This window comes from Bacillus sp. ISL-4, assembly GCF_018613275.1.
Taxonomy (GTDB): Bacteria; Bacillota; Bacilli; order Bacillales; family DSM-1321; genus Peribacillus; species Peribacillus simplex_E.
The window spans coordinates 20,839-33,325 of sequence record NZ_JAGGQN010000030.1; the positions used below are offsets into that span (position 1 = coordinate 20,839).

Below are 12,487 nucleotides of genomic sequence, written 5' to 3' on the forward strand. Positions count from 1 at the left end.
TAAATTTTTATTAACTTTTTAAAATCTTAATCTATGTTTAAATATTCACAGACTTTTTTAACCTAGAATCCCATGTGACTACAAATTCTTAAACTAAGCGAAAAAATTTTAGAGTATTTTCTTCATATAGAGTCAGGCTTTTAAATTCATAGTTTTTAAAATTATTTCATTAACTTTTTGCACATCATATTTTTCTTTGCAAATTCTGAGACCTTCTTGTCCCATTCTCTCCGCTTCTTCTGTATTTTCGATCAACCAAATCATTTTTTCTGCCAATTTATCTACGTTAGCTACTGGTACTAGAAGCCCATTAATACCATCTATTACCGTTTCTCTACAACCTGGAGCATCTGTAGTTAAAATTGGTCTTCCTGTAGCCATAGCTTCTAGCATACTTTTTGAAGTTCCTTCATGATAGGACGGCAAAACAAAAAAACGGCAAGTTTCCAAGAAAGGTCTTACATCATCAGTAGAGCCTAAATACTCTATAATACCTTTTTTTACATATTTATATATATCATCTTCTTTTATTGCTGTAGGATTAGTATCAAAACTCCCTAATATCTGTATTCTAGCGTTTGGATATTTTTCTTTTACGATTTCTGCTGCTTGAATATATTCATTTATACCTTTATCTTTTAAGAGTCTACCTACAAACAAGAATATTGGGTCTTTCGTTATTTGTTTTTCAGTAAACTTTTTTAAGTTAACGCCTGACCCATTAATCATAACAATTTTTTCATTTTTTATAAGATTATTATTTATTGCCTCATTACAATCATCTTTATTTTGAAAAAAAACATTATCACAGAAACTAAATGCAACTTTATATTCAGTTTTCAAAATATCTCTTGCAAGGCTTTTTCTACTATTATTACGAATAATAGACCCAAGTCCCCCCATTATTGCATATATCCCTTTTACTCTTAAAATGTTCGCAGCTATACAACCATAAGCAATGGTTTTAGCTTGATAAGCAATTACTTTATCGGGTTTTTCCTTAAAAATTGTTTTAAGTATAGAAATAAATCCGATAATATCTTTAACAGGGTTAGATCCGGTTCTTTCAATCCCTTTAATAGAAACATATTTAATGTTACGCTTTTTAAATTTGTTTTCCCACTCTTTTTCTGACTCTGGAGCCGCTGCAATGACCTCGTGACCATTCATTATCATTGCAGCCATCATATCCTCTCTAAAAAAGAATAGTGTAGGGGCATAACTTGACAAAACCATAACCTTCATTAAAAAACACCACTTTCTAAAATTCCCGATTATCAACATTAATAGTAATAACTTGTTGATCTTTGTTTCTAAAGTATGTTATTTAATATTAACTTCATAATTTCAGAAAAAATCATCTATGTTGCAATATGTAAGCAATAAAGTAAACACTATTAGAAACACTAACCTCCACATTAAATATAATGCAAATAATATCTCTTTATCTTGCACCACTACCAGTTAAACATACCAATATTGTTTTTAACAGGACCTTAAAATCTAATAAAACACTCATATTTTTAATATAATAGCTATCTAATATAAATTTCTCTCTTGGTGTGATATCATACCCACCATTAACTTGAGCCCAACCAGTTATTCCAGGTTTAACCTTAATCCTCTCAATAAAACCTGGTATCTCCTCATTAAATTGCGCAGTAAACATTGGTCTTTCAGGCCTTGGTCCTACTAAACTCATATCACCAACCAAAACATTCCACAACTGTGGTATTTCATCTATTCGAGTTTTCCTGATAAACGCACCAATTTTTGTTACTCTCGGATCATTCTTTTGGGCCCACTGAGCCCCATTCTTTTCAGCATCAATACCCATTGAACGAAGCTTAATCACTTTGAAATACCTACCATTTAATCCCACTCGCTCTTGCAAGAAAAAAACATGTCCAGGTGTTTCGACTTTTATTAGAATTGAAAAAATTAATACAATTGGAAAAGTAATAATTAACCCCACGAGTGAAAGTAAAATATCCATAATTCGTTTGAAATAAAAATACAAATTATCTTTTTCTAAAGAAATAAATCTTTGCTTTTCCGACAGAGATGCTGCATACTCATGAAAAAAGTCATCGTCACGTTTACTTTGCAATTAATTCTCCCCCATTAATCTTTGATATTAATTTACTCTTTTATGATAAAAGTATAAAGATTTTATCTAATCTTTATTCCCTTGTATTAATTCTTTTCTTTTCTTAATAGATTTCAAGAGGATTGTCTCTAAATTGTTTAATTGGGCTAAAGGAGCATCTTGTTTTATGTAACGTATAGCTTTCTTTATGGATTTTGGATAATCATCAAATCTAATCAAACTTTTCTAACCCCTCAACACATAATTTCCCATCTTCACCTAATCCATCATTTTTTCTAAAGACCCCTACAAAACTTTACACTTAATCGAACGTTATATTATAATGATGAAAGCGTTTCCTGAAAGAATATTATTCTAAAAGATTCCCAAGAACTTTTTTTTGAACGGTAGTAGTTTTTCACCGGAGGGACTATGCCCCTGTATTAGTAATTCAGCATTTTCTTTGAAATAAAGTGTACGATCGACTCCATATGTTTTTGTGATCGTAAAATATGCCTCTTCAAGGGAAAAACCCCTAGATCCTATGTTGTGGGCATCAGATGCAATAAAATGAGCCAAATTATGTTCTATAATTTTTTTTGAAAAAGACTTAATATTTTTCCCAAAGAGACCGATAATACTACTAGAAGTAAGTTGAGTTAAGGCACCCTCCTGAACCATTTCAAATAATAGATTATGATTCTCTATCAATTCCCGATTTCTCTCAGGATGTACCACAATCGGGGTTATCCCTTTTAACAACAGTTCATAGACCACTTCTTGTGTGTAAGTGGGGACATATCCAGAAGGAAGTTCTAACAATAAGTACTTACCTCTATTATCAAGCGTTAGTACTTCTCCCTTTTCAAGTGATACAAATAATTCCCGATGAATTCTTATTTCTTGCCCTGGATGGATAGTTAGAGGAATATCTTCTTGTTGTAAGCACTCATTTAACTCAAATACATGATCAATAATGTTATCCTTCACATTTACATATCTCTCATTTAAGTGATGTGGTGTGGCAAATAAATGGGTGATTCCTGCTTCTACAGCTTTTCTTGCCATATTCAAACTTTCCTTCATGTCCGCGGATCCATCATCAACCCCTGGGAGAATGTGACAATGTATGTCGATCAAATTTTATACACTTCCTTTGTAAAACAAATAGGAAAAAAGACCCATTATATAAAAAATAGGAATTATTACCCCGATTAATAGTAGCATATAAAACCACCATTAAACAGGGTGTTATTTTGTCGAAAATTGTTTTATTTGATCTAAGATTGATAGTAATAATAATTGTTGTTCTCCGTTTCAACTCCATTCAAAACGACTCCAAGCAAGGATGTATTAGCTTTCACTAAAAGCTCCTTTGCTTTTACTGCACTTTGTTTGTTTGTCTTGCCACTCGCCACTACCATGATCACGCCATCACATTTATTAGCTACAATTTGAGAATCAGTAACTACAAGAACTGGAGGTGTATCAAAAATGATATAATCATAGATACCTTTTAGTTCATTTATAGCTGTTTCTATAGCTTTAGAATTTAATAACTCTGAAGGATTAGGTGGTATCGGTCCACTAGTTAAAATGTCTAAATTTGAAACATTTGAATTCAAGATAGTTTTTCTTAAGTCCATTTTCTTTGTCAATACGCTAGTAAGTCCATGTATATTACTAAGGTTAAATGCATAATGAATGGATGGTTTCCTTAAGTCCGCATCCACAAGTAATACTTTTTTCTCTTCTTGTGCCAGCACAATCGCTAGGTTGGCTGCTGTAGTTGTTTTTCCATCATTAGGCTCCGCGGAAGTAATCACAATGGTTTTGATTTCTTTATCCACCGAAGAGAATTGTATGTTTGTCCTAATTAATCGATATTGTTCAGATATTGGCGATTTAGGATTAGTCTGCGCAATTAAATTCACTTGTTTTTCATCTTTACTTCTCAAAAATCCCACTTCCTTTCTTAATGTTACTGAATGGTTCTTCATTTATGTTGCGATATCTTTTGGATAGATCCAAGTAATGGCAAGTCAAGGAGCGCCTCAATATCCCTCTCGTCTCTAATCGAATTATCCATGTACTCTAGTAGGAATGCCAAGCCTATTCCAGCCATCAACCCAACGACTACCGCGATAGCGATATTTAATAATGGAGATGGTTTTACAGGAGTAGGATTTCCCTTTACTTCTGCCTTCGCAAGTATGCTAACATTGTCGACATTCATGATATCTTTGATTTCCTTTTGGAACGTTCCAGACACTGCGTTTGCAATTTCGACTGCCTTCGATGGATTACTATCTTGAACCGTTAAAGAGAAGACTTGAGAATTTTCTTGGCTGTTAATCGTAATTTTTTGACTAAGTTGATCCATACTTTGTTCTAGTTCAAGATCCTCAATGACCTTCTCTAATATAGCAGGGCTTTTTATGATCACACTGTATGTATTGATCATGTCAATATTAGATTGTATTTGATTTAAATCCAGTTGGTTCTTCGATTGTTTCTGATTAACTAAAATCTGTGTGGATGATTCGTAAACAGGTGTTAGTAAAAAATAAGATATTGCACCACTAATCAACGCGGCGATTAATGTCAGGAGCGTTATTAACTTCCAACGTTTCTTTAATGTTTGAAAAATATCTTTAATACTAATAGTTTCTTCCATATTATCCTCCTAAAATATTAAAAATGACCTATTGCATTATACCATAATATTTCCTATATTTATGTTTTTTTAAGTGAATTCACATGAAATTTACATTGAATAATACTTTTCTAATGGCTAGATAATTTTATAAGTAAATACAAAGGAAATATCTACAAATATCTGCATTACGATTTCACTTAAAAACCAGCCTAAAAACCCATTCAAAGAATGGGTTTTTAGACTGGCTCTCAGTAAATACTAGTAAACACTACATCCAGCTTTGATAATGAACTAATGATATTAGTAACAATTTTCAAAAGAAAGACCCAACTAAATGCCTATAGAAACAAGAAAATAGGTTTATGCATAAGATCGAGTCAAGTTTTTTAGTGCCTATTTACCGTTAAAAAATGGAGAAAAGCTGTGTAAACTTAAAGTAATAGTTTAACAATAAAGTTTAGAAGCTATTAAAATATTATTTTTAATTTTAAATATCAATAATAAATATCAAATAGATAGGTGTGGTAGATATGATAGGTTACCGTGTTAAAATGCTTAGAGAAGAAAAAAAGATGTCAATTAGTGAACTCTCAACAAAATCCGGAGTAGCAAAATCTTATATAAGTTCACTGGAAAGAAACCTTCAAACAAACCCTACTATTTTAGTTTTAGAAAAAATAGCAAGTATCCTTTGTATCACTGTTGATGCCCTCCTGTACGAACAAGTAGACCACAGCATAGATGATGAGTGGAAGGAAATCATGAAGGATATTATGGGTTCAGGAATATCGAAAGAGGAAATGCGGGAATTTATCGAAGAAAGGAAATGTACTGCTCTTTAAACATGAGGATTAATGATAACATCCCCCTATTTGTTTCATTAATTAACATAGATAAGCCCACTTTGAATTCGTCATTCAAACTAATTCCAGAGAGGGAAAAGTGATTATTATCACTTTTCTCCAAATTCATTTTGTCTACTAATGGAAGCACACCAGCTATTAGCTTATACTCCATAATTTGTATTTCTGATTTCTTTAATGGCGATACAATCATATTTATGACACTACTTTCCCCATAAAAAATTCGTACAAAACCTCGAACCATATGTAATGCCCTTGATCATTGGGATGGACATTATCATTTGTTAATATATCTGCCAATCTGATATTCTCTTCTTTTAGTTTTTTTTCAATCCCTTCAATGCTATCAATATAAGTCCATTTATTTTTATTAAGAACTCTTTCAGAAGCTTTAATATAATCCAAATAATTTAGCTCTAAGTTATTCTCTGTTTTACTATTGGCAACTGGATTCGGTGAAATAATTAAAATCTTTGCATTCGGTAGCTCTTTTTGTAATTTTAACATTATGTTTATTAAATCTTTTTCAGTCTGTTCCAAACTAATAGATTGATAATGATTGTTAATCAGGGAATCTTCAAAAATAACCAGATCCGGATTATCATGAATGACCTCATCAATTTTTTCACCTTCTAACAAATCCTTTGTTGAATAGCCCTCATGGCCGTGATTGAAAAAACCTATTGATTCTAAATCATCCCTTTCAGAACGTATACTCTTCTCTAAGCGTCCTGCCCAACTATTAGAAGTATTACTTGCGCCGGTTCCTGAAGTACCATTACTTCCCACTAAGGATACAATAACCTTGTCTTGTGTAAGCGACTTATACTGTAGGTAATCTATTAATGACTGCTGTTTATTATTTTCTGGTTTTAAACTTTGAATCAAAGCTTCCCTTTCTTCTTTTTCCTTTTCTTTTATTCTTTCTTCAGCTTTTTCACCCTCTATACCCGCTGCCTGACTCATATTTTTCCAATGAAGATGGCCAAAAACCAAAACTGCTAAGCAAATCCCTGCCATAAATACTAAACCATATTTCTTCATCTTTACCTCCAAATTTTTAATGTTATTGAACTGACAATGGATCCTTAATAAACAGAGTCAACAAAATATAACTCTTAACAAGCTCTATTATCTAACCTCTATTATTATTTACGGGCTTTTGATTTTATATTTCTATTTTTTTCTATTATTAATTATACCTATCATAATATCAGAAATAAAGGATGATTTTACCAAATAATTCCGACAACTCACTTTGAGAATCACCGGAACTATTTATTCCTACATTTTTGCTCAAAAAAAGCCAGCACTTTCTGCTGGGTTTCAAAGGTAACTATTTGCCATTCACTTAACCAAATTCAACACTTCTAGAACTCTACCACCCGAATTATAGTTAAAAGTGACCGTCTTATCATCATGAATGTGATAGGTTAAACCAAAAAACTTCCCGGTATTTAGAAACTTTTGGATAATATCATCTAGTTGTTCAGAATTTAGTTTAACAACCATCGGTTTCTTCCTACTATTTAGAGAATCTTCTTCTTTTTCCCCTACAGCTTCTGTAAATCTCTCCATAATTAACTCCTTTAACGTCTCATTTCCCCATTTAATATACTTTTAAATGGTAATTAAAAAGTCCTTAACAAAAAATTTTACATGATACGAACAATTAACAGCTCTTCCGAATATCCGACAGAATATTACCATACATTCCAAGAAGAATATGCTACCAGTAGGGCTACACGATAAAGACAATATTTTACAACTTACGTTTGTTTCCTTGTTATGCAAAGGTTACTCGAATCTTCATAAGGAATCTGTATAGGCAGGAACATGAACTAATGGCAATTCAATAATAATCCTTTATAAGATCCCTGAGTATTTCCTGGTCACTAAAACGTTCAAGTCAAATAGATTCCAATTTCAACAATTCATTTAGTTCAGCCACTTTTTCCAAAATTCCGTTTTCTCATTTTCAAAGAGACCATTTAAATGATCTGGCGTGCCAATAATGGTCAAATCACTACCGAAACAGAGAACTTCGCCATGGCTATACTTATTGTACCTCTTAGCACCTTCATATAAGGTAAGATATAGAGCTAATATCCATAACCTAAATTAACCCCTCTTCTCTTCATCAGTCTATTTTCTTATTTATTTACATAAATATAACACCTTTATAAATATTCACAAATTTTTTTTGTGAATTCTGAATATAAAGTAACCAAATTCCTAGTTTTTTGTTTTGTTATTAATTATACGGACTAACTATTAGACAATATTACTAGATTCATAGTGATCATTTATTTCAAATTTCTATTATGGGTGTACCTTTGTAAAGAAGAACTTCTGGTTTCAATGAGGGTTGTTCAAGGGATTAGCTGGGGATATACGACCACCGCATCAGGTACGATTGCCTCCGATCATATCTCTGCAAAGCGTTGTGGAAAGGAATCATAAAAAGCCGCCCTTTTGGAACGACTTAGATTTATGGACAATAAAATTCTTGTTGACTAATAACCTTAATTGGTTGAGATATTCTTGCGGAGCAATCTCCGACAACTAATAAAGGATTTGATAATATGTCTAATCTTCAATCAAAACAGCCATGTAAACGATGTGAAAATCTAGTGTGTAACAAAAAATCTTTTTCAAAGGGTCCACAATTCCATCCTTCTAGGAAAGTGCCAGCGCTGCAATTTGTTATTTAGGCCATAATTCCATAAACTATAACCCCTTTCCCTCTCTTCCTTAATAAACAAGAGAGAAATTTCCTCGCCACACAGATTGTTCCAACTATGATGCTATTAAGCTGCTTGTTTATTAGTTTTCTTGAATATTTCTTTTGAGCTTTTAACATTCCCAATAATGTATTTACCCACTGGGATTTTATTTAATAGGTGTACAATTACTATTGATCCTGTTAAAGATAATATAAAGCTCATTACAATATAAAACGATAAGTTACTTTCAGGAAAAACCCCGTACCTTTCAATTAATGACAGAATAAATGGATGCAGTAGATAAATCCCAAATGAATATCTACTTAATAACATTATAAATGGAGGTATTTTTTTAATTTTGGATACTATATACACTGATATGCAGATAACAGCAAGCGTGTAGAATACCATATCAACTCTTTTGGAATTAATGCTTCTGAATCCTATGAAGTGATAATTAAACAACAAAAAAGAGCCGCACAAAAAGACAAAAACAGTTAACTTCCCAATGTGTTTATTAATTTTACTTTTCATCAAATTGAAATTTTTACCGCAATAAAAAGCAACTGAGAAATAAAATATCCACCCCAAAAATGGTAATTTGTATTTATCTTCCCAAAAATAAAATAAAATACTCGTATCAGGCATTCGTGTTCCATTAAAAATTGCTAAATAGACAAAATTAATCACCAAAGAGCATCCAATAACAAACCTTACTGAAAATCTATCTACTATATACTTTTGAAAAACGATGTGAAGAATATAGAACTGGAATATTATTAAGACAAAGTACCCGTGGTAAGATCCCAGAAATACATTAGATATTGAATTTAATAAGAATACCTTAAGACTTTGCACATCAGAAGAGTGCCACATATCAAACCATGCGTAAAATATCCCCATTACAATAAAAGGTATTAGTATAAAATTTATTCTTTTTTTAAAAAAGTTAGTTGGTAGCTTATCTGGATATGAATATGAGAGCACTAACTCAGAAATAACTACAAAAGTTGGTGTCCCAAACAATAAAAGCAATTGGATAGAATTTAAAATTAGTTCTGTTTCTATACTCAAATTAAAAAATCTCATTGAACTTGAAATAGTGTGTAATAAAACTACAGCCGAACAAGCAATAGCTCTTAAATAAAATAACTCATTAATTAACATGATTTCCTCCCATTATTGAATCTTAACAAATTATAACAAATAACACCTAATTTCGGGTAATTAGTTTTTTAAAAAAAAGGCAGATAAAAAATGTAGAAATAGATATTTGACTTTTATTAAGCTAAGGTCACCGTTTTAAAAACTTCCGCATTATCCTTAAACTTTTTATACACCCTTTCTAAAATCAGAGAATTATTCAGTGCATTAGTACTTGGTGTGTTAATTAATTGAAATGAATTACTATTTTATTTTTTTTAATTCATATCTATATCACCATAGAAAATGCCGCCAATAAGATATACCTATGCTTTACCTATTGCTCCAGAAGAGTTCGCCCCGGTTAATTCGTATATTTCCATTCAGGGCATTTGTTCCGTAAAAGGCTAAATTTAGTTTGTGGCACAGTCATTTTTATTTTAGGGTCACTGTTTATATAGTTCCCGTAATTATTAAATGACTGATAGAATGTTACCTATGGGTTATTATAATCTATACATTAGTTTTTTAGGTATTGCAATTTTGTTAAACATATTTGCAATACCTATTGTTTTAAAAAATATAATGATTAGAAAAAGTGGTAATCTCTAGAACAATAGGGTTTCCTCTTCCTCCGTCAGCCCACGTACATGAAGCATCACTTTTCATATTTAAGAGATTGCTCAATGAGCCTCCTGTGTTAATAGCTCCTGCTTTTTGAGTTAAAGGTTACCCTCTTTTATCACCGTAAACCAAAGCATCGTCTTGATCCCCAATCATATCTCCTCCATTAGCTATACTAGGTCTTGAAATGTTTTTAGCTAGGGTGTAATAACTATAAGGAGATTGAAATTTTGTTGTTTCTCCCTTTATTCATATTCTTGATATAGTTACTAAGTTTTCCCTAGACCGGTCGTTCATTTCTATAGCAATTGCTGATGATGTCATAAGTCGTGGATCCTAGCATAAACCTTGAAATTGATTAAAACTTGCTCCTTTTGTATAATATTCCTTTGAGCTAAGGCAAGACTTTGCCATTGTAGACCTGCGAAAGTGTTACCTCCAACTTCTCCGTAATCTCCATAGCCATATAAATAAATCCCGTATCTAACAAATTGGAAAATGATTTTTCTGTAATCTAGATTATAACCTGTGAATTACTTATTGTTTTATAAGATGAGCAGTTTTATCAAAACTACTTATTTTAATATTACTAATATGTACATAAGAGATATATTTATTATTTCTTATCTACATACATACGAATTGCTGTTCCGGAAGGATTGGAATATTTACCGATTAAGTTAACTTCTTAAACTAAATATAGTTGGTCGATGGTTTTATAGTCATCCCATCAAGTAAAATAGCACCTTTAGAAAAATTGACAACATTATTCACATTATTACTTCCACCCTGAAACTTTGAGTTAGGCTTCATTTAAACATCAATATCCTTAATGAATTAATTTAACTCCTTTACTCCGTTTAATATTTACGTCTGGTTTCTTAACAATAGAGGAGAGTAACTTGTAGTTTCCAGCCGGAACTATTATAACTCCAGTTGATAAAAAATTGATTGTTGCTTGTATTTTAGGCGAAACATCTGCTACCTCATCACCGATCGTATTGTATAGAGCCTGGGGAATATTCACTCAATCGGCCTGTAGTCATCATGCTTTTTTGATACCTCTCTCAAACTATCTGCAACCACGCGAGGTAATGTTGTTTTTTCTCCAATCTCCGTCGCTTTTTCAGTAGTATCAAGGGAGGCACGCCACGATATACAGGAACTTTAGCACCAATAACTGTGGTTGTTGAAACAAATACCACATTACAGTTTAAATTGATATAAGCTTCGTCCTATCTATCACTAAATTCTCTTTTATGGTATTTTATTTTTAGAACTATGAAAAGGGTGAGTATTTATGATGTCAAAGGTTAAATCTTTATTAAAGTTTAAACTAAGAGGGGAAGTTCCAACGGAGGAATTAGTAAAAGCAGGGCTTAAAGTGGGTAAAAATTTTAATAAGCAAGACGGATGTTTAATTGATTACTCACATTGTTGGTTAATTTCTATTGGTGATAATGTTACATTTGCACCAAGAGTTCAAGTTTTAGCCCATGACGCGAGTACAAAAATGCACTTAGGATATACCAAAATAGGACGAGTGATAATTGGCGAAAAAACATTTGTCGGCGCCGGAAGTATTATTCTTCCCGGTGTTACTATAGGTAAGAATGTTATAATAGGTGCAGGAAGCGTAGTCAGTAGAGATATTCCTGATAATTCTGTTGCGGTGGGAAGTCCAGCAAGTGTGGTTGACACAACAAAGAATTACATCAATCGACAGAAAATTAAAATGAAAGACGCCCCGGTTTATCCAGCTAAAGGATGGACTATTGGGGGTGGAATCTCTGAAGGAAACAAACAAAAAATGAATGAGGCATTGAAAGATAAAATAGGGTATGTAGAATAAAAGGCGTTGTCACGAAGTGGCATTTTAGGGTTTACTTTTTGATTTTCGGGAAAAAGGATGATTAAAAAAAGAAACATAGCTCCCCCCTCTCCCCTTAATGAATTGTTTGGTTTATCGTAGCTGATATAGATGTTGATATAAATAGTACAGCATAATATTTGTAGGGAACAATTTTGGGGAAGACACATGAAAAAGTTATGGCATACATTTAATATACGCTACTATGAAATCCTATTTAAGGATTGCTAAAAAATAAAATAAAATGTGAATTCAAAGAAAAACAACTTACCATAAATTTAATCTGGCTAATTTACATAATTCGTAAACTTCCTGATAGATTAAGGAAGTTAGGTCGTTCCACGTGGGCGGCTTTTTTTATACAATGAAGAGAAAGTACTGTACCCCTACTTACATCCTAATAAACTAGGCCATAAATCGTATCAGGTAAAGTTTTTTTGATTCTATGTAAAGTATGTAATGGTTTTATTTGTTTTAAGTAATGTTATTGTATTCCCTGTTTCCTTCTCTCTT

At 32.1% G+C, this 12,487-nt stretch carries 11 protein-coding genes; 2 read left to right on the forward strand and 9 right to left on the reverse strand.

All coding sequences use genetic code 11. From position 1 onward, the window contains the following. Positions 1-132: 132 nt before the first annotated feature. The 6 genes from J7J00_RS18755 to J7J00_RS18780 all read right to left on the reverse strand — a co-directional run bounded on the left by J7J00_RS18755 (position 133) and on the right by J7J00_RS18780 (position 4,766). Positions 133-1,245: a glycosyltransferase family 4 protein gene (locus J7J00_RS18755; RefSeq protein WP_214793388.1), complete on the reverse strand. Its 1,113-nt coding sequence runs from the start codon at positions 1,243-1,245 to the stop codon at positions 133-135. 199 nt (positions 1,246-1,444) lie between these two features. Continuing rightward, complete coding sequence (locus tag J7J00_RS18760) at positions 1,445-2,020, reverse strand: sugar transferase (RefSeq protein WP_396020587.1); 576 nt, start codon at positions 2,018-2,020, stop codon at positions 1,445-1,447. Positions 2,021-2,176: 156 nt separating this feature from the next. Next, positions 2,177-2,329 (reverse strand): hypothetical protein, encoded by a 153-nt coding sequence (locus J7J00_RS18765; RefSeq protein ID WP_214793395.1) that lies wholly within the window; start codon positions 2,327-2,329, stop codon positions 2,177-2,179. A 135-nt stretch (positions 2,330-2,464) separates the two neighbouring features. Next, positions 2,465-3,229 (reverse strand): tyrosine-protein phosphatase, encoded by a 765-nt coding sequence (locus tag J7J00_RS18770; protein WP_214793398.1) that lies wholly within the window; start codon positions 3,227-3,229, stop codon positions 2,465-2,467. Between the two features lie 140 nt (positions 3,230-3,369). Continuing rightward, positions 3,370-4,047 carry a CpsD/CapB family tyrosine-protein kinase gene (locus J7J00_RS18775; protein ID WP_286201458.1) on the reverse strand — a complete coding sequence of 226 codons (678 nt, stop codon included), beginning with the start codon at positions 4,045-4,047 and terminating at the stop codon, positions 3,370-3,372. A 38-nt stretch (positions 4,048-4,085) separates the two neighbouring features. Further along, positions 4,086-4,766: a YveK family protein gene (locus tag J7J00_RS18780; protein WP_214793402.1), complete on the reverse strand. Its 681-nt coding sequence runs from the start codon at positions 4,764-4,766 to the stop codon at positions 4,086-4,088. Positions 4,767-5,278: 512 nt separating this feature from the next. On the opposite strand from J7J00_RS18780, the gene J7J00_RS18785 reads away from it, so the two are divergent. Further along, a complete protein-coding gene (locus J7J00_RS18785; RefSeq protein ID WP_214793404.1) occupies positions 5,279-5,590 on the forward strand; it encodes a helix-turn-helix domain-containing protein in 312 nt (103 codons plus the stop codon). 216 nt (positions 5,591-5,806) lie between these two features. On the opposite strand, the gene J7J00_RS18790 is transcribed toward J7J00_RS18785, so the two are convergent. From J7J00_RS18790 to J7J00_RS18800, 3 genes are all read right to left on the reverse strand, one after another. Then, positions 5,807-6,655: an SGNH/GDSL hydrolase family protein gene (locus tag J7J00_RS18790; RefSeq protein ID WP_214793406.1), complete on the reverse strand. Its 849-nt coding sequence runs from the start codon at positions 6,653-6,655 to the stop codon at positions 5,807-5,809. A 303-nt stretch (positions 6,656-6,958) separates the two neighbouring features. Next, complete coding sequence (locus tag J7J00_RS18795) at positions 6,959-7,189, reverse strand: hypothetical protein (RefSeq protein WP_214793408.1); 231 nt, start codon at positions 7,187-7,189, stop codon at positions 6,959-6,961. 1,232 nt (positions 7,190-8,421) lie between these two features. Then, the gene (locus J7J00_RS18800; protein WP_214793410.1) at positions 8,422-9,504 is read right to left on the reverse strand and encodes an acyltransferase family protein; all 1,083 of its coding nucleotides are present in this window, start codon (positions 9,502-9,504) and stop codon (positions 8,422-8,424) included. Between the two features lie 1,903 nt (positions 9,505-11,407). On the opposite strand from J7J00_RS18800, the gene J7J00_RS18805 reads away from it, so the two are divergent. Next, positions 11,408-11,956: an acyltransferase gene (locus J7J00_RS18805; RefSeq protein WP_309487204.1), complete on the forward strand. Its 549-nt coding sequence runs from the start codon at positions 11,408-11,410 to the stop codon at positions 11,954-11,956. Positions 11,957-12,487 lie beyond the last annotated feature (531 nt).